General features: G+C 29.4%; 23 protein-coding genes. 2 read left to right on the top strand and 21 right to left on the bottom strand.

The window, feature by feature from the left end; genetic code table 11:
• Positions 1-81 precede the first annotated feature (81 nt).
• The 19 genes from uvrC to H2684_RS05115 form a co-directional block, all read right to left on the bottom strand.
• Positions 82-1,947 carry an excinuclease ABC subunit UvrC gene (uvrC, locus tag H2684_RS05205; RefSeq protein WP_182088353.1) on the bottom strand — a complete coding sequence of 622 codons (1,866 nt, stop codon included), beginning with the start codon at positions 1,945-1,947 and terminating at the stop codon, positions 82-84.
• A gap of 43 nt (positions 1,948-1,990) precedes the next feature.
• Complete coding sequence (locus H2684_RS05200) at positions 1,991-2,599, bottom strand: metal-dependent hydrolase (RefSeq protein ID WP_182088352.1); 609 nt, start codon at positions 2,597-2,599, stop codon at positions 1,991-1,993.
• Positions 2,600-2,761: 162 nt separating this feature from the next.
• Positions 2,762-4,189 carry a penicillin-binding transpeptidase domain-containing protein gene (locus H2684_RS05195; RefSeq protein ID WP_182088351.1) on the bottom strand — a complete coding sequence of 476 codons (1,428 nt, stop codon included), beginning with the start codon at positions 4,187-4,189 and terminating at the stop codon, positions 2,762-2,764.
• Position 4,190: 1 nt separating this feature from the next.
• Positions 4,191-5,393, bottom strand: a complete 1,203-nt coding sequence (locus H2684_RS05190) for an FtsW/RodA/SpoVE family cell cycle protein (protein ID WP_182088350.1) — start codon at positions 5,391-5,393, stop codon at positions 4,191-4,193.
• 27 nt (positions 5,394-5,420) lie between these two features.
• Positions 5,421-5,861, bottom strand: coding sequence for an FHA domain-containing protein (locus H2684_RS05185; RefSeq protein WP_182088349.1), 441 nt, complete (start codon positions 5,859-5,861; stop codon positions 5,421-5,423).
• A 68-nt stretch (positions 5,862-5,929) separates the two neighbouring features.
• Positions 5,930-8,752 carry an excinuclease ABC subunit UvrA gene (gene uvrA, locus H2684_RS05180; protein ID WP_182088348.1) on the bottom strand — a complete coding sequence of 941 codons (2,823 nt, stop codon included), beginning with the start codon at positions 8,750-8,752 and terminating at the stop codon, positions 5,930-5,932.
• A 72-nt stretch (positions 8,753-8,824) separates the two neighbouring features.
• Positions 8,825-10,810 carry an excinuclease ABC subunit UvrB gene (gene uvrB / locus H2684_RS05175; protein ID WP_182088347.1) on the bottom strand — a complete coding sequence of 662 codons (1,986 nt, stop codon included), beginning with the start codon at positions 10,808-10,810 and terminating at the stop codon, positions 8,825-8,827.
• A gap of 2 nt (positions 10,811-10,812) precedes the next feature.
• Positions 10,813-12,108: a PDZ domain-containing protein gene (locus H2684_RS05170; RefSeq protein WP_182088346.1), complete on the bottom strand. Its 1,296-nt coding sequence runs from the start codon at positions 12,106-12,108 to the stop codon at positions 10,813-10,815.
• Between the two features lie 129 nt (positions 12,109-12,237).
• A complete protein-coding gene (locus H2684_RS05165; RefSeq protein ID WP_182088345.1) occupies positions 12,238-13,413 on the bottom strand; it encodes a S41 family peptidase in 1,176 nt (391 codons plus the stop codon).
• A gap of 176 nt (positions 13,414-13,589) precedes the next feature.
• Positions 13,590-14,480 (bottom strand): permease-like cell division protein FtsX, encoded by an 891-nt coding sequence (gene ftsX, locus H2684_RS05160; RefSeq protein ID WP_182088344.1) that lies wholly within the window; start codon positions 14,478-14,480, stop codon positions 13,590-13,592.
• Positions 14,470-15,156 (bottom strand): cell division ATP-binding protein FtsE, encoded by a 687-nt coding sequence (gene ftsE / locus H2684_RS05155; RefSeq protein WP_182088343.1) that lies wholly within the window; start codon positions 15,154-15,156, stop codon positions 14,470-14,472. Before ftsE ends, ftsX begins: the two co-directional genes overlap by 11 nt.
• Before the next feature lie 154 nt (positions 15,157-15,310).
• Complete coding sequence (locus tag H2684_RS05150; RefSeq protein WP_182088342.1) at positions 15,311-15,661, bottom strand: type II toxin-antitoxin system PemK/MazF family toxin; 351 nt, start codon at positions 15,659-15,661, stop codon at positions 15,311-15,313.
• Positions 15,621-15,941: a CopG family transcriptional regulator gene (locus tag H2684_RS05145; protein ID WP_182088341.1), complete on the bottom strand. Its 321-nt coding sequence runs from the start codon at positions 15,939-15,941 to the stop codon at positions 15,621-15,623. The genes H2684_RS05150 and H2684_RS05145 overlap by 41 nt, the downstream gene beginning before the upstream one ends.
• Positions 15,942-16,198: 257 nt before the next feature.
• Positions 16,199-17,362: an alanine racemase gene (gene alr, locus H2684_RS05140; protein WP_182088340.1), complete on the bottom strand. Its 1,164-nt coding sequence runs from the start codon at positions 17,360-17,362 to the stop codon at positions 16,199-16,201.
• 13 nt (positions 17,363-17,375) lie between these two features.
• Positions 17,376-17,996, bottom strand: a complete 621-nt coding sequence (locus H2684_RS05135) for a germination lipoprotein GerS-related protein (protein WP_182088339.1) — start codon at positions 17,994-17,996, stop codon at positions 17,376-17,378.
• Between the two features lie 63 nt (positions 17,997-18,059).
• Complete coding sequence (locus H2684_RS05130; RefSeq protein WP_182088511.1) at positions 18,060-19,535, bottom strand: NAD(P)H-hydrate dehydratase; 1,476 nt, start codon at positions 19,533-19,535, stop codon at positions 18,060-18,062.
• A 25-nt stretch (positions 19,536-19,560) separates the two neighbouring features.
• A complete protein-coding gene (gene acpS / locus H2684_RS05125) occupies positions 19,561-19,935 on the bottom strand; it encodes a holo-ACP synthase (protein WP_182088338.1) in 375 nt (124 codons plus the stop codon).
• Positions 19,936-20,079: 144 nt separating this feature from the next.
• Entirely contained in the window at positions 20,080-20,427 is a 348-nt protein-coding gene (locus H2684_RS05120) for a DUF6514 family protein (RefSeq protein ID WP_182088337.1), read from the bottom strand.
• Positions 20,428-20,694: 267 nt separating this feature from the next.
• A complete protein-coding gene (locus H2684_RS05115) occupies positions 20,695-21,171 on the bottom strand; it encodes a PTS glucose transporter subunit IIA (protein ID WP_182088336.1) in 477 nt (158 codons plus the stop codon).
• Positions 21,172-21,406: 235 nt separating this feature from the next.
• Between H2684_RS05115 and H2684_RS05110 the strand changes: the two genes are divergently transcribed.
• The gene (locus H2684_RS05110; protein ID WP_182088335.1) at positions 21,407-22,759 is read left to right on the top strand and encodes an FAD-dependent oxidoreductase; all 1,353 of its coding nucleotides are present in this window, start codon (positions 21,407-21,409) and stop codon (positions 22,757-22,759) included.
• A 108-nt stretch (positions 22,760-22,867) separates the two neighbouring features.
• On the opposite strand, the gene H2684_RS05105 is transcribed toward H2684_RS05110, so the two are convergent.
• Entirely contained in the window at positions 22,868-23,683 is an 816-nt protein-coding gene (locus H2684_RS05105) for a YihY/virulence factor BrkB family protein (protein ID WP_182088334.1), read from the bottom strand.
• Positions 23,684-24,041: 358 nt separating this feature from the next.
• On the opposite strand from H2684_RS05105, the gene H2684_RS05100 reads away from it, so the two are divergent.
• Positions 24,042-25,313, top strand: a complete 1,272-nt coding sequence (locus H2684_RS05100; RefSeq protein ID WP_182088333.1) for an Ig-like domain-containing protein — start codon at positions 24,042-24,044, stop codon at positions 25,311-25,313.
• 142 nt (positions 25,314-25,455) lie between these two features.
• Here H2684_RS05100 and H2684_RS05095 read toward each other — a convergent pair whose 3' ends face one another.
• Positions 25,456-26,001 (bottom strand): NADH peroxidase, encoded by a 546-nt coding sequence (locus H2684_RS05095; protein WP_182088332.1) that lies wholly within the window; start codon positions 25,999-26,001, stop codon positions 25,456-25,458.
• Positions 26,002-26,123 lie beyond the last annotated feature (122 nt).

Genomic DNA, 26,123 nt, shown 5'->3' with positions numbered 1-26,123 from the left:
TTCTCCTTGAAATATAAAATTTAAAATCCTAACTTAGTATAATTTATGCACATATTTTAATCAAGATCTATTCAAACTTAATTATTCTGTTTTTTTAAAATAATTTATAATGCTCTCTGCAGCACTTTTATTAATAGAAGGTGTCTTTAAAAGTTCATCAAAATTTGCCTTCTTTATATTTTCTATACTTCCAAATTTTTTTAAAAGTTCTTTTCTCCTCTTATTTCCTATATTTGGTATATCGTCTAATACAGAATGAAAAACTCTTCTATTTCTCAAACTTCTGTGATATGTTATAGCAAATCTATGGACTTCATCTTGTATCCTAGTTATAAGTTTCATAAGGCTTGAATGAGAATCTATTTTAAGTTCTATATTATTATAGATAATTCCTCTTGTTTTGTGATTATTATCTTTTACCATACCACAAACAGGTATATCTATTTCAAATCCTTTAAGTACTTCAAGAGCTATATTTATCTGACCTTTTCCTCCATCCATAAGTATTAAATCTGGAAATATGCAGAATTTTCCTGAACTTAGTTTCAAATTTCTTTGCTGTATTCTGGAAATTTCCTCTAAACCATGTTTAAATCTTCTAGTCAGTATTTCCCTTAAGCTATCATAATCATTTGCTCCTTTAACTGTATCTATTTTAAATCTTCTATAATCACTGTGCTTTGCAATTCCATTTTCAAATACCACCATGCTGCCAACTGAATCCACTCCCTGAATATTAGATATATCATAAGCTTCTATCCTATGTGGAATGTCATCAAGTCCTAAAATTTCAGCAATTTGTTCTAACGCCTCTTTTTTATCATTCTTATCTTGAATAAACTTTCTTTTAAAATTTTTAAGCATAGTTTCAGAATTTTTCTTAACTAAATCCAATGTTAATTTTTTATCTCCTCTTTGTGGAATTCTAATTGTCACTTTAGAATCCTTTTTCATACTCAACCATTCAGAAAGGAGTTCAATATCTTCAACACAAGGTACATATATGTTCTTTGCGATATGTGCAGTTCCCCCATAAAACTCTCTGATAAAGTTTGCTATTACTTCATCCTCTGGCAATCCCCCTGTGTTTTCTATAATATAATGCTCTCTTCCAACTATTTTCCCATTTCTCAGAAAAAACACCTGTATGCAGCTGTCATTTTCATCAGAAGATATATTTATGAAATCTTCATCTTCAAAATTCCCGGTTATTATTTTCTGCTTTTCAGTTACTTTTTTCACTGCAAATATCTTATCTCGCAGACTTGCAGCTTTTTCAAATTCCATATTTTCTGAAGCTGCTTCCATGTCCAGTTTTAATTTTCTTATTATATCTTTATCCTTGCCAGATAATAACTCTATAATCTCATCTACTATTTTTTTGTAATCTTTTTTATTTATATGGGCAGCACAAGGTGCCTTGCATAATCCTATAAAATAGTTTAAACAAGGTCTTACATTTGTATTACCTTCTTCTATTTTCATTCTACAGCTTCTTATTGGAAATATCTTTTTTATAAGTTCTATAGTTTCATATACAAAAGATGGATTTGGAAAAGGTCCAAAATATTTTCCACCATCTCTTTTTATATTTCTTGTAATCATAACTCTTGGAAAATCTTCATCCATAGTTATTTTTATAAATGGATAATGCTTGTCATCTTTCAACAATATATTATATTTAGGTCTATACTTTTTTATTAAATTACACTCTAATATTAAAGCTTCTATTTCCGAATCTGTAACTATATACTCAAACTCTGCTACATTATCCACCATAGCTTTTACTTTACTTGAATGATTTCTTGAATTTTGGAAGTACTGTCTAACTCTATTTTTCAATACCTTTGCTTTTCCTACATATATGACTTCTTCAGAAGAATTTCTCATTATATATACTCCAGGTTTATCTGGAAGTACTTTTAACTGATAATCAAAATCAAACATTCTATTGTCTACCACCTATCTATAGAATTAAGTTTTTAAAAATCTATTTATAAAATATAACAGGTATTTTATAGATAGTAAAAAGAAGTCCAAATATCATAAGAAGCTGTTCTATAGCAGAGCCAATTTTAGAGTTAGTTTTATATGTAACTGGAAATTTTACTCTCTTCTTTCTAAAAGGATAGAAAAGAGGTACTCCTCTATCCGTACACATATCACATAAAAGATGCATGCCATATCCTATCATAAAATAATATACCAAATATTGTACATCATACATATTACCAATATATCCTGCAATAAACGAAAACATGGACATTCCCGTAAGGCTATGGGTAAGTCCATTTCTATGTGAAGATACAGCTATCATTATAAGGACTATACCAATTGCTTTTACTATTGGTTCATTTAAAAAAAGGTAATCATACCATAATACTATTATACCTAAGCAACTATATATAGTAACCTTAGTCATTTTATTTTTAAAAGGAAGAATGTACTTATTAATTATGCTCTTTGGATGATCAACATCAGGTAGTGCTGATGAAAATGCAGCTATGATCAAGCCAACATAAGTAAATCCCCCAGGAATTATTTTATATATAGATAAGAATGCAAGTATTCCCATACCTACGTGAGTTTTACCCTTCATTCTATTCTCCTCTTTATTATAATTTATTATAATTTGCAAAATGTTAATTCATTGGTTTAATATCTCTCTTAATGACTATATTATAACATTAAATGAATTATAATATTACTTTTTATAATAAAATTTCCCGGGAAATTACATATTTCATTGTATTTCTAGTATCTATTTTTCAAGTGCAGTATACATTACTTGTGATGCAATGGATGCAGCTAAAATTCCGCCTTGGCCTCCATTTTCAACAATTACTGCAATAGCTACTTGGGGATCATCATAAGGCGCAAATCCTATAAACCATGAATGAGGTGGTGAATTAGTTCCCATTTCAGTATTATCTGCAGTTCCAGTCTTTCCAGCAACTTCTATTCCATTTATGGCAGCTTGACCTCCAGTACCATAATCTACAACAGATTTCATCATTTTTTTCATTGTATCTGCAATATCTGGAGATATTATCTGACCTACTGATTCCGGTTCTATAGATTTTACAAGATTCCCTGTACTTGTACTTACAGAACTTACAAGATGAGGTTTCATCATGACTCCACCATTAGCTATTGTACTAACTACAACAGCCATCTGAAGCGGGCTTGCAAGAACACTGCTCTGTCCTATTGCACTTTGTGCTATACTTCCTTTTTCATATGATTTCAATTTTGGAAAGTTACTTGGCTCTACAGGTATTCCATCTGTAGGGATCTCCTTATTAAAATAAAACTCTTCTGCCGTATTTTTTAAATTTTCATTTCCAAGTTCCAATCCGAGAGTTCCAAAATATACATTACTTGAATGAGCATATGCTTGCTCAAAATTTATATTTCCAAGAACTTCCCCATTATAGTTATGTAATATATAATCTGATCCTATTTGCACTGATCCTGTATCATTTATAGTTTTACTTTTTACATTATCTATATTTTCCAGAGCACTTATAGCAGTAACAGTTTTAAAAGTAGATCCTGGTGGATATAATCCTGCCGTTGCTCTATTAAGTAATGGTCTACTTGAGTTCTTATTAATAGAATCCCATTCCTCTTCTAAATTATTAGGATTGAAAGAAGGCTTTGATACCATAGCAATTACAGCTCCTGTCTTAGGATTAAGCACTACTACTGCACCTTTATTATTTCCTAAAAGATCATAGGCTTTTTTCTGTGTAGTTGTATCAAGAGTTGTTTTTACACTATTTCCAACTTTCTTCACAGATTTTCCCTTATTTTCAATAAGACTTTTTAAGCTGTCTTTTACATCTGTAGACATGAGCTCAGAATCATATTTTCTTTCAAGTCCAGTTATACCATACTTTTCATTAACATATCCAAGTACATGAGCGAATATTTCTCCTCCAGTATATTCCCTTTTCTGTGTTTCTGCGTTTATAGGCTCACTTTTAGTTAAAGCATTACCATTTCTATCATATATAGTACCTCTTAATACTTCATTTCTCTTAATCCACATTCTTCTGTTGTAACTACTGTTTACTATATTAGGACCAACAATCATTTCAAAATATGTCATATATGAAATAAGTCCTATAAAACACATCAAAAACACAAGCATTACTTTCTTTATATTATTAACTATATTATTCATACTATCTAGCCTCCTCGGATATCTTTTGAATTATACCTAAGGAAAAAAACGTTATTAGCATAGAACTTCCTCCATAACTTACAAGGGGCAGTGTTACACCTGTAAGTGGAATTGCATTCATAACTCCTCCAACTATTACTAATACCTGAGATGCAATCATAGCACTATACCCTACAGCTAAAAGTCTTGAAAATTTATCACTACAATATACAGCAGCTCTCATACACCTATAAAAAAGCAAAAAAAACAATATTATTACTGCAAATCCCATTAATATGCCAAATTCTTCACACAAAATAGCAAATATAAAGTCAGTAGTATTTATTGGAACATATTCTGGATGTCCAAGTCCAAGTCCCGATCCTGTAAGTCCTCCAGATGCTATTGAAAACATTGATTGAACTATCTGATAACTTTGATTATTTACATATGGCCATGGATTTCTCCATATCATAACCCTTGTTTTGACATGGTCAAACATATTATAACTTAAAACTGCACCTACTGCTGCAAGTAAGAAACATACTATAACATACTTAAATTTTGATGTGGCTATATATAGCATTGTTATAGATATTCCAAAGAATATTAAAGCTGAACCTAGATCTTTTTGAATAACCATGAATCCAAGACTTATCATTACAACTATCCCAGGAACTATAAGATTCTTAAAATTTTTATAATCTTTCAATTCCGATGCTAAATAAGCTACTAAAGTTAACTTCCCAAACTCAGATGGCTGGAACTGGATTCCTGCAAAACTAACCCAATTTTTAGATCCATTTATTTCAACCCCAAAAATTGTACCTGCACTCATAAATATTAAAGTCATTATTAAATATATGTACTTATACCTGCTAAAGCTGACTGTATCCGGCATTAAAACCACAATTAGTATAAATCCAGTAACACCAAGAGCAAACCATATAATTTGTTTAATAGAAAATGTCATATTTATTCTATAAAGCATAACCATTCCTATAACTGACAGTATACTTGAAAAAATAAATATGTACTTGTCGCCATCAGAAAAAAACTTTCTTATTACAAAATAAGAATATCCTATAAGAAGACATGTAACTACGGCCATTATCATAGCTCCTTTATCAAAAGGCTGTTTTATCACTGCAATATTAAAAAAGCAAACTAAACACAGTAAATATGTATATCTAAGGAGCTTTTTTTCACCTTTAGTAGTATCCAACTTATTCACCACCCATTAACACAACATTTATTCTATAACTCTAAAAGATGTATTCCCTATTTTTATTTCATCTCCTGAACTGAGATACTCTCGTCCATTTAATTTCTTTCCATTTAAAAGAGTTCCGTTGGTACTTCCCAAATCTTCTATAATACAGTCCTTACCATTTTTTATATACAATCTAGCATGGTGTGACGATGCATATGGATCTTCAAGTCTTAATATATTGTCACTCTTTCTACCTATTGTTATTCCTCTTCTTATAGGTATAACAGATCCCTTCCTAAGGTTTGAATTACTTCCTACTGAAATCACCTCAAGTCCAAATGACTTTCTATTTGATACCTTATTTCTTCTACTGCCATTTTTTATATCTTTGTACATTATCCTTAAAGACCAAAATATTATAATATAGACTATACCTATAATTATAATCTTAAAAATCAAGCTTAATTTACTTAGATCCATTTTTAATATCCTCCCATAAAGATGAAACAACTAGCATAATAACTCAGATATGCTAGTCGATATGTAGATTATAACATTTTTTTAAGGTACTGTCCTGTATAAGAAGTTCGATTGTTAATTATTTTTTCAGGAGTACCCGCACATATTACTTTTCCACCTTTTTCTCCACCTTCTGGTCCAAGGTCTATTATATAATCTGCACATTTTACAACATCTAAATTATGCTCTATAACAACAACTGTATTCCCTTTATCTACAATTCTCTGAAGTATATCTATAAGCCTTTTTACATCATCTGTATGAAGTCCTGTAGTTGGTTCATCTAATATATAAAGAGTCCTTCCTGTGCTTCTCTTAGAAAGTTCATATGCAAGCTTAACTCTCTGCGCTTCTCCACCAGATAGTTGAGTTGAAGGTTGGCCTAACTTGACATATCCAAGTCCTACGTCGAACAAAGTCTGAAGTTTATTTTTTATTCTCGGTATATTTTTAAAAAACTCAAGTGCCTCTTCTACTGTCATGTTTAAAACATCATTTATATTTTTGCCTTTATATTTAACCTGCAAAGTTTCTCTATTATATCTTTTTCCCTTACATACTTCACAAGGTACATAAACATCTGATAAAAACTGCATTTCAATTTTTATTATTCCATCACCTCTGCAAGCCTCACATCTACCTCCCTTTACATTGAAACTAAATCGTCCAGGTTTATATCCTCTCATTTTAGCCTCAGGTGTATTTGAAAATACTTCTCTTATAATGTCGAAAACTCCTGTATATGTAGCAGGATTTGACCTTGGAGTCCTTCCTATTGGGCTTTGATTTATATTTATAACCTTATCTATATTCTCTATTCCAAGTATATCTTTATGCTTGCCTGGATTTACTTTAGAACCATTAATTTGTTTATTAAGACCTTTATAAAGTACTTCATTTACAAGTGTACTTTTCCCAGAGCCTGACACACCAGTTACACAATTAAAAACTCCAAGAGGTATAGAAACATTTATATTCTTTAAATTATTTTCACAAGCTCCCTCTATTTTTATATAATTTCCATTTCCCTTTCGCCTAGATCTAGGAACTTCTATTTTCTTCTTTCCACTAAGATATTGCCCAGTTATTGATCTTTCACTTTTAATTATATCAGATAATTTTCCAACTCCAACTACTTCACCACCATGTTCTCCTGCTCCCGGTCCTATATCAACTATATAGTCTGCAGCTCTTATAGTGTCCTCATCATGTTCCACTACAATTACACTATTACCAACATCTCTAAGATTTTTTAGCGTTTTTATAAGTCTATCATTGTCCCTTTGATGAAGTCCTATACTTGGCTCATCGAGTATATAGAGAACACCTACTAAACTGGATCCTATTTGTGTTGCAAGTCTTATTCTCTGAGATTCGCCACCTGAGAGTGTACCTGAAGATCTAGACAATGTTAAATAATCAAGACCAACATCTATTAAAAACTTAAGCCTTTTCTTTATTTCTTTTAACACCTGATCTGCTATTATAGTATCCCTCTCAGAAAGATTTATATTATCAAAGAACTTAAGCTCATCTTTTATAGACATACTACACAGTTCATAAATATTTTTATCTCCTATTGTTACAGACAATGCTTCAGGATTAAGTCTTGCACCTCTACAACTAGGACATGGATTATCACTCATATAATTTTCAATTTCACCTTTTATATAATCGGAATTTGTTTCCATATATCGTCTTTTTAAGTTATTGACTACTCCTTCAAAAGCATGATTGAATTCCATAAGTCTTCCTTCTCTTTCGTACTTAACTTTTATTTTATCACCATTTAATCCATAAAGGAGTATATTTACAACCTTGTCACTAAGTTTTTCTATAGGAGTATCTAACTTAAACTTGTATTTACGAGAAAGTGCTTTTAATATACTAAATGTCCATGAATCCTCTCTCAAGCTTCCACTTTTCCATGGAAGTACAGCTCCTTCAAGTATGCTCTTACTTTTATCTGGTATTACAAGCTTATCATCTATTTCCATAAGAGTACCTAGTCCATCACAAGTATTACATTTTCCAAATGGAGAATTAAATGAAAATGTTCTAGGAGTAATTTCTTCTATACTTATACCACAGTGAACACATGCAAATTTCTCACTGAAGAGTATATCTTCTCCTCCAATAACATTTATAATTACTATACCGTCTGATAGTTTTAAAGATGTTTCTATTGAATCTGTTAGCCTACTTTCTATTCCATTTTTGACAATTAATCTATCAACCACTACTTCTATAGTATGTTTTCTGTTTTTATCTAGGTTTATTTCCTGTTCTTCTAGATCAAAAATTTCTCCATCAATTCTAGCTCTAACATATCCATTTTTCTTTATATTCTCCATAACCTTTATATGTTGCCCTTTACGCCCTTTTATAATAGGCGCAAGCACTTGTATCTTAGTTCTTTCAGGCATTGAAAGAACTTTATCTACCATTTGATCTACAGTTTGTTGTGTTATTTTTCTTCCACATTTAGGGCAGTGTGGTACACCAATTCTTGCATATAATAGCCTCAAATAATCATATATTTCAGTAACTGTACCTACTGTAGAACGTGGATTTTTGCTAGTTGTCTTCTGATCAATTGATATTGCTGGTGATAGTCCCTCTATATACTCTACATCGGGTTTATTCATCTGACCTAAAAATTGTCTAGCATAGGCAGATAATGATTCTACATATCTTCTCTGACCTTCAGCATACAATGTATCAAATGCAAGCGAAGACTTTCCTGATCCCGAAAGTCCAGTAAAAACTACAAGCTTATCTCTAGGTATAGTCAAATCTATATTCTTTAAGTTGTGGACTTTAGCACCTTTTATAATTATGCTATTTTTCATGTTTATAACTCCTTAGTGTATATCAATATTTTAAATTATTATAGTATACTACTATAACTTAGTATATTAAAATCATAAGGCTCTTTTTTGTTTTTTTAGTTTTTCTATATTATCTCTTAGCCTAGCTGCCTCTTCGAACCTAAGCTCTTTTGCTGCCTTTTTCATCTGTTTCAAATTCTCTTCTATTAATTTATCTATACTTTCTTTATTGCCCTCTATTGCTTCATCTAAACTGTTATACTTCTTTTTATCTTCCATTACAACTGTTGCTTCTATAACTTCTCTTATATCTTTATTTATAGTTTTTGGAACTATTCCATGCTTTTTATTATATTCTATCTGTATCTTTCTTCTTCTATTAGTTTCTGTAATAGCTTTATTCATGGAATCTGTAATAGTATCTGCGTACATTATGACCTTACTTTCTGAATTTCTAGCTGCCCTTCCAATTGTCTGTATAAGTGATCTTTCAGATCTTAAAAATCCTTCTTTATCTGCATCAAGTATTGCAACTAATGCAACTTCAGGTATATCCAGTCCTTCTCGTAAAAGATTAATTCCAACAAGTACATCAAATTCACCTTTTCTAAGATCCCTTATTATTTTCATTCTATCAATTGCAGAAATACCTGAATGCATATATCCTGCTTTTATATTCATATCTTTAAAATAATCAGTTAAATCTTCTGCCATTTTTTTCGTAAGTGTTGTCACAAGTACTCTATATCCCTTTTCTATAGTTTCATTTATAGAAGTGTACAGATCATCTATCTGATTTTTAACTGGCTTTACTATAATTACAGGATCCAAAAGTCCAGTTGGCCTCAATATCTGTTCTGCAATATTTTGGGAATGTTCTTTTTCATAATCTGAAGGAGTAGCACTTACAAATACAACCTGGTTTATTTTTTTCTCAAATTCTTCGAATTTAAGTGGTCTATTATCAAATGCAGATGGAAGTCTGAATCCATAATCTACAAGTGACTGTTTTCTCGATCTATCACCTGCATACATAGCTCTTACCTGTGGCAAAGTTACATGACTTTCATCTATAAACATTAAAAAATCATCTGGGAAATAATCTATAAGTGTCTGTGGAGGACTTCCCTTAGCCCTACCATCTAGTATCCTAGAATAATTTTCAATACCACTACAGTATCCAACTTCCCTCATCATCTCTATATCAAAATTTGTTCTCTGTTTTATTCTTTGAGCTTCTAAGAGTTTATCTTGTGAGGTTAATTCTTTCAATCTATCCTCCAATTCATCTTCTATTTTTTCTATAGCTATCTCCATTTTTTCCTTAGATGTAGCAAAGTGAGATGCTGGAAATATAGACACATGATTTCTAATCCCAATTGTTTCCCCAGTTAAGGCATCAAACTCTTTTATTCTGTCAATTTCATCACCAAAAAATTCAACTCTTATGGCATGATTAGAAGAAGATGCTGGAAATATATCAAGTATATCTCCTTTAACTCTGAAAGTTCCTCTTACAAAATTTATATCATTTCTCTCATATTGTATTTCCACAAGTTTCTTTATAATTTTATCTCTATCCTTTACCATTCCTGGTCTTAAAGATATAGTAAGTTTTTTATATTCTTCTGGATTTCCAAGTCCATATATACATGACACAGATGCCACTACTATAACATCTCTTCTTTCAAAAAGAGCAGACGTAGCAGAGTGTCTTAATTTATCTATTTCATCATTTATTGAGGCATCTTTTTCAATATATGTATCTGTTTGAGGTACATATGCCTCAGGTTGATAGTAATCATAGTAAGATACAAAATACTCTACACTATTTTCGGGAAAAAACTCCTTAAATTCAGAACAAAGCTGAGCTGCCAATGTTTTATTATGTGCAAGTACAAGAGTTGGCTTCTGAACCTTTTCTATTATATTTGCCATAGTAAATGTTTTACCAGATCCAGTTACACCAATAAGTGTCTGAAATTTATCTCCTCGTAAAATTCCACGACTTATACTCTCTATTGCCTGTGGTTGATCACCTTTTGGTTTAAACTTAGAATGTATTTTGAAAACTCCCATTCTTAATCATCCTCATCATTGTTTTTTATTTTATCTAATATATCTGAAAATTTATTTTTGTTAAGTTTTACAACCATACTGTTCTTTGGAACATTTCTTGGTACAAAAACTATTCCAAGTCTTTTTTCGCTATTCATTTTATTATAAGTAAGTTGTTCAAAATCTCCAGTAACCCTTTTTACTTTAAGCCATATGAAATTTGAACATTCATTTAGTATTTCTATTATTTTATCTTCACTTTCAACCTTTATATTGTTTATTTCAACTAATAGGTCTCCACTTTTTATACCCATTTCATGTGCAGGAGAATTTGGAGCAACTGCAAGTACCATAATGCCCTCACTACTACTTATATATTTGGGCGTTCCTGTAGTTTCAAAATATGTCTGTATAATCCTCATTCCTTCATGTGCAACAGGAGCCATTATAAGAACGAATATCTTAAAAAACAAATTCACACTTGCTAGCTGGGCTAAGATAAATATAACTACAGCATAAGTCATTATAATTATACCTGACATAAATGACTTTTGCCTTGTATTTTTAGTAAATGTCACTGAACTGTATCCAACTACAGCATAAAACGGCATAAGTATAAGTACTACATTGTTTAAAATACCACTTAGTGTTTGCCCTTTTAAAACAGGCCACCAAGAAGGCATAGAAACAACTTGCCATGAATAGTAACTTATTGATTTAGTCTGTATAGCTAAGAATATAGCTATTGGAATTATCCAATATCTTTTAAGTGCAAACCCACCAATTATTTTTCCATTTTTGCTTGTAAATATAGGTATACTCCCTGTTTTACCATCAATCATAACAAGTATGCCTTCTATAAAATGAAGTACTGCAATCATGCTCATAAGTGAAACCACATCTATATTTAAAAAATCTAAATCTGGAATTTTAAAGTACGAAGAAGCCATAGCAAGAAAAACACTTAAAAGTCCAATTATTGATCCAGAATATGAAAAACATATAAACCTTGGATTGAAAAACATAAATACAATAGAAGCCAAAAACACCAAATCAACTGCAGAACTTTGATCAAATACTATTCCCAAATAAGACATTATAATACTTGCTAAAGTTCCTGCAAAAATTCCTATTACAATCTGGGATATAGTTAGTTCAAAAGAAGAATTTACTTTTTCTCCAATTATCATCTTTTGCATAGCTACAGTTTGTGTATTTTTTCTATGTAATACAAAGGCCAAAATAACTAGCACGATCAATAAATATGGTTCCGTAAGTGCATAAGCTATAGACCTTAAAGTATATATCAGTATATTCATTAAAAGTTAATACCCCTCTCCAAACCACACACATAAATTAAATTAGACAGAATTTTGTCTGTCTAATTTAAAATGTCAAATATATAATATATTATAATAATACTTTAGTATTTAGTCTAACTAAATTATCTATTTTATCTTATTTTCAGCAATCTCAAGTGCCTTTTTAAATTGTGGATCTAAATTTCTATCATAAGTCTTCCCTTTAAGACTATCCGGATATTCCACAACTTCATTTGGAGTTATTCCTTTTTTGTGTATATTATATCCATTTGGAGTATACCATTTTGAAATAGTTACTTTTAAAGCAGTTCCATCTCCTGTATCGAACATAGTTTGAACTACACCTTTCCCAAAAGTCTTTTCTCCAACTAAAGTTCCTCTTTTATAATCCTTTATAGCTCCTGAGAATATTTCTGATGCACTTGCAGTATTGCCATTTGTAAGTATAGTTATAGGTAAATTACTAAAATCTCCTCCATCTGATTTATACTCCTTTTTATTATTATATTTATCAGTTGTTGAAACAACTACTTTACCTTCTGGTATAAAATTTGAAACCATATCTACACATTGACTAAGAACTCCTCCTGGATTATCTCTTAAATCAATTATCAATGATTTCATACCTTTATTTTTGAGACTTACAAGTTTATTTTTAAAGTTTTCAGCCGTATTCTCATCAAACATAGTTACTTGTATATATCCTATTTGTGAATTTATCATTTCTCCATTAACTGTTTGCATACTTACTTTTTCTCTTTTTACTTTAACATTAAAACTACCTTTATCCTGCCTATAAATAGTAAGGGTAACTTCCGTTCCTTCTTTTCCCCTCATTATAGATACTGCTTTATCAAGTTGACTTCCATCTACTGCAGTTCCATTTACACTTTGTATTATATCATTATCTTTAAGACCTGCCTTTTCAGCAGGTGTCCCTTTGAACACATTTTCAATCTGAATTTTATTATCTTTAGAAGTTACCTGAATTCCTATGCCGGCATAGCTTCCTTCAGTTTCAGTGTTAAACTCTTCAAATTCATCTTTATCCATAAAAACTGTGTATGGATCATTCAATGAAGAAGTCATTCCTTTTAAGGCACCCTCTAAAAGCACATCGTCACTTATCTTTCCATCATAATATTTATAGAGAATATTTCTGACTTCAAATAGCTTTGAAAATTTGTTAATAGCATCGCCTTGCTTTATTTTCCAAAAGTTATACGTTCCAAATATTGTCATAACATTTGTTAAGAGGACGATTATTATAGTATAAAATAACCACCTTTTCTTTTTATTCAAGTTATCCCACCTCTTTTATAATATCTACATGGTAATTTATCATCATACTACTTATTCATATATATTCAATAATTATAACACTAAAAAATTTAATTATGCAAAACTATTTCCTTGAAACAACTATAAGATTAGCATGCAGAATAAACTGCATGCTAATCTTGTCAAAAATTTATATGTTAAACTGCTAAAAATTTTCTTATAGATAGTATACTTCCAACTGCGCCTATTATACTACCACTTAAAATAAATATACCAAGTATATGTGTATAAACATATTGTGGATTTACAAAACACATCAATAAAGGTGCAGATGAAGCTTTTGCATATACTATTTTATACATATAGTATAAAACAATATCCGAAACAATAGCTCCTATTATACCTATTACTATACCCTCTATTATAAATGGCCACCTTATAAACCAATCAGTAGCACCTATGTATTTCATTATACCAATTTCTTTTCTTCTAGAATAAACAGTAATCTTTATTGTATTTCCAATTAGAAATAGTGATACTCCTATTAATATAATCAAAACAATTGTACCAATCCATTTTATTGCATTTGTTATTTTTATAATTTTATCAACTACTCCTCTAGCGTCTTGAATAGTATCAATTCCATCCATTCCCTTTATACTATTTACTACTTGAGATACAATTTCTGGTGTTTTGACTTTAACTATGTATGAATTTGGAAGAGGATTATCCTTTTTTAACCCCTCTACTAATGATTCATTTTGCTCTCCCAATTGAGTTTTAAATTTATCTACAGCTTCCTGTTTAGTTTCATAATCCAAATTCACAATTCCATCTATAGATTCAATTTTATTTTTTATAGCATCTTTTTGCTTTGAAGTTATATCATCTTTTAAATAGACCTTTACTTCAACTTTAGATTCAACCTGAAGTATGCCTTGTCTTATAGTAGTCAGAGTAAGAAGTGATATCCCCAATATAAAAAGAGTAGCTGCTACCGTAGTTATTGCCGCAATGCTCATAGTTTTATTTCTCTTCAAATTTCTAAAAGATTCTTGTATAAAAAATTTTATTGTGCTAATCCTCATCGCCGTATGCACCCCTTTGTTCATCTCTTACTACAATGCCTTTATCTAGTGCTATAACTCTCTTTCTCATATCATCTACTATATCCCTTGCATGTGTTGCCATAAGTACTGTAGTACCTGCCTGATTTATATCATTTATTATATCCATAATTTCCAGCGATGTATCCGGATCTAAATTTCCTGTAGGTTCATCTGCTATTAGTATAGAAGGATTATTTATTATAGCTCTTGCCAAAGCTATTCTCTGCTGTTCTCCTCCAGATAGCTCATCAGGAAAGGCTTTATATTTTTTTGATAATCCAACAAGTGATAACACTAAAGGAACTTTTTTTCTTATCTCTTTTGCTGGGGCTTCAATTACCCTCATAGCAAAAGCAATATTTTCATATACATTAAGCGTAGGTATTAAACGAAAGTCTTGAAAAACTACGCCTAGTTTTCTTCTATAAATAGGTATATTATTTCTAGATAAAGAAGTTATATCTTGTCCATTTACAATTATACTTCCATTTGTGGGATCAATTTCCTTAAGCAACATTTTTACAAAAGTACTTTTACCAGCTCCACTTGGACCTACCAAAAATACAAATTCACCTTTTTCAATTTTAAGGTTTATATTAGATAGTGCAAATATGTTGTTATTATAAACTTTATTTACATTTTTAAACTCTATCATCTATAACTCTCCTCATACTCATCTTATGAAAGTTCTCACTATATTTTTCATTATAGCATAATAACATGATACCATAAATAAATAAAAATTAAACTATTAAAATATTGGCATTAAAAAATAAGGGCATAAATTGCCCTTATAAATGTAAAACAGTTTATTGAATACCTACACTTACTAAAAGTGCAGCATCTACTTTTTTCATATCTTCATCAGTCATATGACCGATTTTTTCCTTCAATCTTCTTTTATCCAATGTTCTTATCTGTTCCAGCAATACTACCGAATCTTTATTTAGTCCATAAGCTTCTGAGGAAACCTCTACATGAGTTGGAAGTTTTGCTTTATTTATCTGCGATGTAATAGCTGAAACTATAACAGTAGGACTATACTTATTACCAATATCATTTTGAATAATAATAACAGGTCTAATACCCCCCTGTTCAGAGCCTACTACTGGACTTAAATCAGCATAAAATATATCTCCTCTTTTCACTACCGTTGTCATTAGGCAAATCACTCTCCGAAAGCTTCGCTTCATATTCTTTAAATTCCTTTATGTCGCGTGCAAAGCCCATTTCCGCAAACTCAAGATTAAGTTGTGCCATTTCCCTATATCCTCTTTCCATCAAAGCTATATTATTTAACCTTTTTTTCTCCTTAATATATAATATGATAGCATCCCTAATAAATTCACTTCTTTTTTTGCAATCTTCTTTAAGGGCTCTATTAAATTCATCATATAGTGTTTCTGAGAGGCTCACTACTAATCTTTTTGAATTTGACATTTAAAAATTAATACCTCCTATTAACGTAAGCAAAAGATATATAACATAAGACAATTATATCTATAATATATATGTATGTCAAAGAAATTTCAAATTCTTTCATTATTCTACCTATTTTTTGAATAATATATCTTATGCCATGCATAAACTCTTATATAAATTAATTTCTGAAATTTTAAATTCAATATGTATTCACAGAAATATTGCAATTTTATGTAATAGGAAAATATTAATTTTTAAGTACACTATTAAGTACACTATATAATATAATTTTTAACTTTTACTATTTTACTATCTTTTATATACACCCTAGGAAGTCTTTTTGACATCATGCACAGCACTTCATAATTTATAGTTCCAAGTATTGCGGCTATGTTATTTGCATCAAATTTTAAATCATTTTTCTCTCCCATAAGTATCACTTCATCACCAATATTTACATTCTCAATATCAGTTACATCTATCATGCACTGATCCATACATATATTACCGATTACAGGTGCAAATTTATTATGTATGATAACCTGTGCCTTTCCAGATAGTCTTCTCGAATAACCATCTGCATATCCAATAGGCAAAGTTGCAACTACAGTTTTCCTACAAGTTTTAAATTTTCTTCCATATCCAACATATTTACCAGCATCTAAAGTCTTTATATGAACTATACTAGTTTTTAAAGTCATAACAGGTTTTATATTTAAAGTATTTTTATCTACTTCGTCTGATGGGTAATACCCATAAATTATTATACCTGGTCTTACTTCATCAAAATAAGTAGGCGGAAGTTCCATTATTGCAGCACTGTTAGCTAAATTTCTCATATTTATTTGAACTTTTCTATCTAGAAGTAAATTATAAAACTCATTATACTTTTTTAATTGTAAATTAGCATAATCTTTATTTAATTCATCTGCTGTAGAAAAGTGAGAAAATATGCTCTCTATTTCTATATTTGGTAGTTCACTTATTTTATGAATATCTTCAACAGCTGATTTATTAGGTATAAATCCTATCCTTCCCATTCCTGTATCTACTGCAATGTTAATTTTTATCTTTTTATTGTATTTCCTACCTAATATAGATAATTTTTCAGCACATTTATATGATGATACTGCTGGCTCTACATTATACTCCACAACACTATCCAACAAATTATCAGGAGTTATTCCAAGTATCATTATAGGACTTTCTATTCCATTTTTTCTAAGTTCTATAGCTTCATCTATAATAGCTACAGCAAGTTTTGTAAACCCATTTTTCAAAAGTACCGGTGCCACTTGAACAGCACCATGTCCATATGCATCAGCCTTTACTACCCCTATTATATCCCTATCTCCTACTTTATTTTTTATCTGTTTAGCATTGTAACTTAAGTTGTCCAAATTAATTTCTACCCAAGCAGGTCTAAAAACTTCTTCCACAACGTTTCACTCCTCATTTATTAGCAGTACCTATATTAAATAAACTTTTATCCAATTTTACATTTTGTTTAAAATTATTGTATTCAACTCTTACTCTTTTTTTCCCAAAGGAGTCATAAATTATTAAATATTTTGGATTATTATTAGTTGTGTCTATATACAATTGAGCCTTACATATATTTTTATTGTTGCCAGGAATATCTAAAGTTATAATTTGATATTCCTTATTATATACATTTTTGAAGGAATTATCAACCTTTTCATTTGTATAGATAAGATGTATATATTTATCTATAAAACATAATTTAAACAGTCCATCAAAATCTTCATCTGTATTGTATGTACTTCCATTTTTTAAATCTTTTACATATATTTTATCTTTCTTATATATAAATATTCTATCCTTTCCAAGTTCAAACCTGTCGCCATATGTTCCGTCATAAAATTGCTTTCCCATGTAATTCAATTTTTGCTTGTCATTTTGTATTTCAATGTTTACATTACAACTATAGCTATCTAAATCTTTAAGATCATTTATTGTATCCTCTGGATTTTTTGAATTTTTGGTACAAGATGTAAACCCAAAAACCATAATAAAGCACATAATAAAACCAATTAGTAGTTTCCTTACCATTTTACTCCTCCAAATACATGTATTCCACTACTAATACTATTCTACTGTGCTAGTTTATATTCATCATATTAATAGATCTTTTATTGCATAAGGTATCTCTTTTATAATATCGCTTGCACTTACACAGAACATATCTTTTGAAAGTCTATCTCCACAAAGCCCATGTAAATATACCGAAATACAAGCTGCATCAAAATCCTCATATTTTTGTGATAAAAATGATGCAATTATACCTGTTAAACAATCTCCCATTCCGCCAGATGCCATTGAACTATTTCCTGTGGAATTTATAGCCACTTTCCAACCATCTGTAATAACAGTATTATATCCTTTCAGTACAATTATCACATTGTTTTTTTTAGCAAACTCTTTGGAAACTTCTATTCTATTTTCTTTTATATAATCTATACTTAGTCCAGTAATTCTAGACATTTCACCTAAATGAGGTGTCATTATAATCCTACAACTTTTATTTTTTAGTATAGACAAATTATCTTTTAAAACATTAATTCCATCCGCATCAATAACAACTGTACTCTTTGAATTTTCTATAGTATTTTTCAGTATTTTTAATGTAGTTTCATTATTTCCCATTCCAGGTCCTATTGCTATGGAATCTGCATTTTTAATAAGCTTTTCTACCTTATCAAATTCTTCTAGCTTAACAGTCATAGCTTCTGTTAATTTTTCACTCATAATATTTTGTATGTCTTTACTGCAAGCAAGTGTAACAAGTCCTGATCCACTTTTAACTGCAGATTGTGTACTTATATAAGCTGCCCCTGAAAATCCAGCTGATCCTGCAATAACAAGAGTCCTTCCAAAATCTCCTTTATGTGCATATATATTTCTTTCCTTCAATTTAGATTTTATATAATATTTATCCATTAAAAATTCCTGAATATTAAATTTTTCAATAACTGATTTTGGTATACCAATATCTTCAATTATTAAATCTCCAATAAAAGAATCTACTCCATATTTCATAAATCCTCTCTTAAAAAGTTGAAATGAAATAGTTTTATCTGCCCTTATACAATTTTTTAAAACATTACCTGTATTCCCACTTAGTCCAGAGGGTATATCTATCGAAAAAATATAATTTGCATTATCATTTATACAACTTATAACATCACTATATATTCCCTCTACATCTCTTGAAAGTCCAGTGCCAAATATAGCATCGATTGTGGCATCTGAAATCTTTAGGCAGTTTTTTAATTCTTGTAATTCTTTTAAGCCATTTATCTTATTTATAGATATTCCAAGATTTTTCAATATAGTGTAGTTAATTTTACAATCGTGACTCATCCCTTCTTCATTTCCAACTAAAAATACTTTTATGTTTTTTCCTAAATTATAAAGATACCTACAAACTGCAAATCCATCCCCACCATTGTTTCCCTTACTACAAACTATGCAAAAAGACTTATATTTTTGGAAGTCAATATTTTTAACAACTTTCAAAGCTGCATTTTCCATAAGTACTATGCCAGGTATTCCTAATTCATTTATACAATAATTATCAATATTCCTCATAATCTGTACAGATGCAATTTCCAATTTAATCAACCTCCATTATAGCAAATGCTACTGCATTATTCCTCTCATGAGATATACTTATATGTATTTTATAATCACCATACTTTTCAGCTATAAATTTTGCCTTTTTCTTTAAAATTACAGTAGGCTTACCTAAAGAAGTCCTCTTTATACATATATCCTTTAAAGTAAATCCTCTGAATCCCGTTCCAAGTGCCTTTGAAACTGCTTCTTTAGCTGCAAAACGTCCTGCTATAAATTCCGGACCTAACTTTTTACTACTAAAATATTCTATTTCTTCTTCACTAAAAATCCTCTCAATAAAACTTGAATGCCTGCTTAAAGCTTTTTCTATTCTTGATATTTCAACTATATCCGTCCCAATCCCTATAATCAAGAAATCATCTCCAAATTAAATTATATTTTTATTTATATGATAAAATAAAAATTAAATTTTTAAAAGCACAATATATAAATTTTTAATATAAATATAAAAAGGATAAATGCCAACATTTATCCTTAAGGAAGCACAATTTAATTTTTAATATACAATAGTTTCAATCTGTTTATCAAAATCCAAAATATATTTATCTACATAATCACCAATAACATCAACTAAATGTATTGGAGATACATTATAATCGTACAATAATTTAATCAATTTATGTACTTTATATCTATCTGGACTTATAGTTTTTATACAATCTCTACATATATTTATTAACTTATCCCCTAATATATCCTGTCTTTCTATTTCTATGCCGTAAGATTGAAGTGAAAAAGCCTGCCAATCACCTGCAATATCTATACTGCTTTTAACTAATCTATAAAAATAAACCATTTTCAAATCTCCAGCATTCTTCGTCCTTGACAAATTCTCTACTACCATACACTTACTCCCCCTATACAATGATTTAAGAACATTTTAAGCTTACAAAAAACATCTTAACACATATCATAAAAAAATTCTGTCACTTTGTGATAAGGGTATTTATAAATTATCGTTCTTATATGACATCATAAATTAATTAATACCATAAAAAATATCATAGTAAATACACAAATAATATATTAGGGATTTTCAATGTATACTAGTGTCGAATATTGTAATAGAATGCAAACTGTTTTTTGATATATTAAATTTTCTGATATTTTATTATAATTTATAATCTAAAATTGCATCCTCTCCTGATTTTACATTTGAATTGATATTTAAATAATTTATATTTGATACATTTTCTAAATTAGTAATAATAACTGGAATAATAACTGAGTAACCTTTCTTTTCCATATAATCTCTATCAAACTTTATAATAGGATCCCCAACTTTAACTTTTGATCCTTCCGCTGCAAGTCTTTCAAATCCTTTTCCATTTAACTCTAGGGTATTTATTCCTATATGTACTAAAACCTCGGTTTTATTTTCAAGAATCATTCCAAAAGCATGATTTGTTTTAAAAACAACAGACAGTTCTCCACATGCAGGTGCAACAATTATATTCCCCTTAGGTTGTATAGCAACACCATCACCTACTATTCTTCTAGAAAAAATCTTATCAGGAACCATTGATAAATCTAACACTTTACCATCAACTGGAGCAAGCAACTGAAAATTACACTCACAATTACACATAAAAATATTCCCCTATCATGATAAAAATAATATTAATATTAAGTTATATTTTGATAAATACATAATAATTTCATTATAATTATATATATTTATGAAAATTTTGTCAATAGATCTTTTTATTGTATCGAAATTGATTACATTTAAATATTAGTCTTATTTTATTGATATTATTTATTTTATATATTATAATTGTATTAAATAATAATTATTATTAAATAATAATAGGAGGATGAATATGAATAATGAAACAAATCAATCCATAAATAAAAAATGGAAGTGTCTTGTGTGCGGAATGATATTTGAAGGTGAAAAACCTCCAAAAATTTGTCCAGTATGTGGTGCAGATTCAAGTCAATTTGTTGAGATAAATGATAGCGAAGAAAATAATAGTGAAAATTCATCTAATATTTCATCTAAATTTGTAATAATCGGAAATGGTGCTGCAGGATTTAATGCTGCAAAATCCATAAGATCTAAAAACAGTAAAACATCTATAAAAATAATATCATCAGAAAATTATGCAACCTATTACAGACCAAGACTATCTGGATATCTATCAGAAGATGTACCTGACAATTACTTTTATGTAAAGGATCAGTCATGGTATGATAAAAATAAAATAGATCTTATTTTAAATACTCCAGTGAAGGATATAGATACAAAATCCAAAAAAGTTTTAACTGAAAATGGGGAAAAATTTGAATACGACAAATTAATATTGGCAAACGGCAGCTCAAGTTTTATTCCAAATATAAATGGCACTGATAAAGAAGGTGTATTTACGTTAAAATTTTTAAAAGATGTATACGCTATACGTAATTACGCCAATAAAAGCAAAAAGGCAGTAATAGTAGGAGGTGGATTACTAGGTCTTGAAGCAGCCTGGGAACTAAAAAAGTTAGGTCTTTCTGTAACTATTGTAGAATTTTCTAATAGACTTTTACCACGTCAACTTGACAGCGAGGGTGCCAAATTGTTTAAAAAATCAATTGATAAGTCTGGCGTTGAAATAATTCTAGGTGACAGTGTTTCTGAAATTGAAGGTACCTCTAAAGTTTCCAATGTAAAATTAAAAAGTGGCAAAACTATACAATGCGATATTGTACTATTTTCAGTAGGTATACGTCCTAATAAACAATTAGCTGAAAGAGCTGGCATAAAAACAGATAGGGGAATTATAGTAAATGATAAAATGGAAACATCAGTAAAAGATATTTATGCATGTGGAGATGTTTGTGAATACAATAAAACAGTATATGGTAATTGGCCTGCTTCTGTAAAAATGGGTAAAATAGCAGGATCTAATTCTGTAGGTGATGAATCTCATTTTACTTCATTTGTTACATCAACAAACTTTGCTTCTATGAATTGTAAATTATTTTCCTGTGGTCAATTTACTGAAGAGTCAAAAAATATCTCTTATTCAGATCCTTCTAAAGTAAACTATTGTAAATTATTCTTCAATGAAGAAGACAAAATTGTAGGTGGAATACTTTTAGGTGATACTAAAAATTCAGGTAAAATAATGCTAGCAATTCAAAATAAAACTACTATAACTGAAATATTAAAAGAAAATATTTTATTTTAACAGATTTAAATCTTATAGTAATCAAGATAACTTAATTATGCCATTTATAAAAAGATACAAAATGATGGAGTCTACTTTACCTTCATCATTTTGTATCTTTTTATAAATCTATCTCTTTCTATATACTAGCGCATTTATTTCTCCTCCTAATATTATTATATTAGAAAGAATAAAAAGCCATGTAAGAAGAGCTATTACTGCTCCTATACTTCCATAAAGCACAGAATAATTTGAAAAATTATTTACATAAAACGCAAAACCAATTGACACAATTACAAGACTAAAAGTAGCTGAAAGTGTTCCGCTTATCACTTCTCTCCATCTAAGATTAATACTAGGTGCATATTTATAAACTGCAGCAAATATAAAATTTATAGAAAAAAACATTACAATATATCTTATAATATTCCAAAAAATATTAAACTCATAGGGAAAACTAAACTCATACATTAAAAATTCTCCAATAATCTGACCAAATACTAAAAGCATACTAGTTATCAACATAATAATTATAAATCCAATTGTTCCTAAAAATGATGTGGCATAAAGTTTAAGAATACTTCTTTTCTCTTCCAATCCATATGCCATATTAAGTCCTCTTATAACAGCCTGAAATCCACTAGAAGCAGTCCAAATAGTAAAAATCAAACTTAGAATTAATATTTTGCTGTTTCTAGTATCTACTACACTTATAACAGTATTATCTATAAGATTCAATATGTCTTCTGGAAATATTCCATTTAGTATTGTAAGTACATCACCACTTTCAATTGGCATATATCCTATAAGACTTATTATAAATATCAAAAATGGGAAAAACGAAAATATAAGACTATATGCAAGCTGAGAGGATAGTGCCATAACATCATCCTTTATAAATCTTATTATCACATATTTTAAATAGTGTAGTAACCTTTTGTGCATATCATCTCCACCTTTGTGTTTATTATATAATTTATATTATTCAACTAATTATAATTAATACCTATTCCAAAACTTAAACTTACTAATATCATTTTAAATTAAACACTATTATAATATATATTATTTTGTTAAATACTTAAAACTTATAGTTTTTTAAATTATTTCATAAATTTTATAATAGGTGTTTTCGCCCTCAATATTTAATGCTATAATTATAACTAAGTCATCCTTTACTGATATATTTTGATTTTTCAGCGAAATCATTATATCATGAAGTGATGACTTATTTAAATTTACAATTACTGATATCAAATAAACTTATGCTAGAAGAAAATAAAAGAGAGGAGGAATATTTAAAATGAAAAAAATCACAAAAAATATAATATTTATTTGTGGAATATATGCACTTACACAGCTTCCTGGACATGCAGTATTTGCTAAAGAAATTGTAGACAAGCAATCTATAGAATCTTCTATAAGTTCTAATTCTTCCATAATAAAAAATGATTTAGGATCTAATATTGAAGAAGATAATAATTCTAAAACTACATATATAGAATCACAGGAAATAAATACTAATCTAAAAACTGAATCTAAAAATAGTGAAAATGTAATTACAAAAGAAAATGTACCAGTAAAAAAATCATGGAAGGTAACTTTCAATGAACCTGTTGAGCTGAATAAATTAAAAGACAAAATAAAATTAAAAGATACTTCTAGTGGCAAAACTTTACCAATTGATATGACTATGGATAGTACTGAGCAAGTTGTTACAATATCATCACTTGTAACCCTTAATCCTGAAAGCAACTATAGTTTATCTATATCAAATGGCATAGTATCAAAATTTGGCAAACAGCTTTCTAATCCTACTATAGTAAAATTTAAAACCGCTCCAGTAATATCTTATGTTGATAATATTAGTAAAATAATAAATCAAGGTGATACATTTAATCTTCCTACTCTAGTTACTGCTCACATGTCAAATGGCTCAACATCTTCAGTAAGTGTTTCATGGAACAAATCATTAGACAATACAAATGCTCCTGGTCATTACACTTTTACAGGAAGTATAGCAGACTATGGGAACATAACATTAAATTTAACTATAAATCCATTTAAGCCAGTAACTACAATATCGAATGGCAAAAGGGTTCAATCAAGTACAGGAGTAAAATTGTATAATTATCTTATGAATTACAAAAATAGAAATGATGTATATTCAAGAGCTGTAAGTGTACATGCATCCGAGTTACCTAATGATGATCCATATAGAAACAATTGTGCATTTTATCAAAGTGAAGCTTTAAGAAGTATTGGAATAAATATTCCAAAAAATATATCAAATACTCGTAGTCTAACAAATGTACTTTTAAATATGGGTTGGAAAAAATCTGAAGATTTATCTATTTTGCTACCTGGAGATATCTGCTTTACAATTGCCTACGATTCATCTGGACCTACTCATGCTTACACATTTATGGGTTGGGTTGACCCTAAACATTTTAATTACGGATATGTATGTGATAATCAAGGAAATGAGTATGGAAATGATGCCTATCATATAAGAAACATTAACTTTTCAACTCCAATAAAAGATAAAATATCTTATTTTATGTATTTATCATAAATATTACATGTAATTTAAACTCTTTTAAATTAATAATAATAAAGGTAAGCTTGGACCTAATACTAGGTCTAGCTTACCTTTATATATCTAATTATGAATTTTGGAATAACTTAAAATGGTTAATTCAGATAAATTCAATATTTTATTTAAAATATCTGTTTAATAAACCTTGGAAAGCTGCTCCATGTCTAGCTTCATCTTTTGCCATTTCATGAACTGTATCATGGATTGCATCGTAGTTTAATTTCTTAGCACGTGTAGCTAATGCTTTCTTACCAGCACAAGCTCCTCTTTCAGCATCTACTCTCATTTGAAGATTTTTCTTAGTATCATTTGTCAATACTTCACCTAAAAGTTCTGCAAATTTTGATGCATGTACTGCTTCTTCTTCAGCAGCCTTTCTATAAGTTGCAGCTACTTCTGGATATCCCTCTCTGTCTGCCTGACGTGCCATTGCAAGATACATTCCAACTTCTGAACATTCACCAGTAAAGTTATCTCTTAATCCCTGTAAAACTTCAGGATCAACTCCCTTTGCTACTCCAACTTTATGTTCATCAGCCCAAGACATAGAATCATCAGTTTTTTCAACGAATTTATCAGCAGTTGCTCCGCATACAGGGCATTTCTCTGGTGCCTTTTCACCTTCATAAACATAACCACATACTGTACATACAAATTTTTTCATAATAAATATCCTCCTTATATTAATCAATTTTTATCATTTTATTAATCAAGTTTTATTTTTCCTTCAACAGTTATTATTATATAATAATAATTATTATATTGCAAGTACTTATTTAATTTTTT

The organism is Clostridium sp. cel8 (genome assembly GCF_014050525.1).
Lineage (GTDB): Bacteria > Bacillota > Clostridia > Clostridiales > Clostridiaceae > Clostridium_B.
This window is presented reverse-complemented; position numbering and strand designations above follow the sequence as displayed.

What these genes read in the sequence shown, in the direction of transcription:
- uvrC (WP_182088353.1), bottom strand. Translation starts at nt 1,947, where the DNA reads ATGTTTGATTTTGATTATCAGTTAAAAGTACTTCCAGATAAACCTGGA.
- H2684_RS05200 (WP_182088352.1), bottom strand. Translation starts at nt 2,599, where the DNA reads ATGAAGGGTAAAACTCACGTAGGTATGGGAATACTTGCATTCTTATCT.
- H2684_RS05195 (WP_182088351.1), bottom strand. Translation starts at nt 4,189, where the DNA reads ATGAATAATATAGTTAATAATATAAAGAAAGTAATGCTTGTGTTTTTG.
- H2684_RS05185 (WP_182088349.1), bottom strand. Translation starts at nt 5,861, where the DNA reads ATGGATCTAAGTAAATTAAGCTTGATTTTTAAGATTATAATTATAGGT.
- uvrA (WP_182088348.1), bottom strand. Translation starts at nt 8,752, where the DNA reads ATGAAAAATAGCATAATTATAAAAGGTGCTAAAGTCCACAACTTAAAG.
- uvrB (WP_182088347.1), bottom strand. Translation starts at nt 10,810, where the DNA reads ATGGGAGTTTTCAAAATACATTCTAAGTTTAAACCAAAAGGTGATCAA.
- H2684_RS05170 (WP_182088346.1), bottom strand. Translation starts at nt 12,108, where the DNA reads ATGAATATACTGATATATACTTTAAGGTCTATAGCTTATGCACTTACG.
- ftsX (WP_182088344.1), bottom strand. Translation starts at nt 14,480, where the DNA reads ATGAGGATTAGCACAATAAAATTTTTTATACAAGAATCTTTTAGAAAT.
- ftsE (WP_182088343.1), bottom strand. Translation starts at nt 15,156, where the DNA reads ATGATAGAGTTTAAAAATGTAAATAAAGTTTATAATAACAACATATTT.
- H2684_RS05150 (WP_182088342.1), bottom strand. Translation starts at nt 15,661, where the DNA reads ATGACAACGGTAGTGAAAAGAGGAGATATATTTTATGCTGATTTAAGT.
- H2684_RS05145 (WP_182088341.1), bottom strand. Translation starts at nt 15,941, where the DNA reads ATGTCAAATTCAAAAAGATTAGTAGTGAGCCTCTCAGAAACACTATAT.
- H2684_RS05135 (WP_182088339.1), bottom strand. Translation starts at nt 17,996, where the DNA reads ATGGTAAGGAAACTACTAATTGGTTTTATTATGTGCTTTATTATGGTT.
- H2684_RS05130 (WP_182088511.1), bottom strand. Translation starts at nt 19,535, where the DNA reads ATGAGGAATATTGATAATTATTGTATAAATGAATTAGGAATACCTGGC.
- H2684_RS05120 (WP_182088337.1), bottom strand. Translation starts at nt 20,427, where the DNA reads ATGGTAGTAGAGAATTTGTCAAGGACGAAGAATGCTGGAGATTTGAAA.
- H2684_RS05115 (WP_182088336.1), bottom strand. Translation starts at nt 21,171, where the DNA reads ATGTGTAATTGTGAGTGTAATTTTCAGTTGCTTGCTCCAGTTGATGGT.
- H2684_RS05110 (WP_182088335.1), top strand. Translation starts at nt 21,407, where the DNA reads ATGAATAATGAAACAAATCAATCCATAAATAAAAAATGGAAGTGTCTT.
- H2684_RS05105 (WP_182088334.1), bottom strand. Translation starts at nt 23,683, where the DNA reads ATGCACAAAAGGTTACTACACTATTTAAAATATGTGATAATAAGATTT.
- H2684_RS05100 (WP_182088333.1), top strand. Translation starts at nt 24,042, where the DNA reads ATGAAAAAAATCACAAAAAATATAATATTTATTTGTGGAATATATGCA.
- H2684_RS05095 (WP_182088332.1), bottom strand. Translation starts at nt 26,001, where the DNA reads ATGAAAAAATTTGTATGTACAGTATGTGGTTATGTTTATGAAGGTGAA.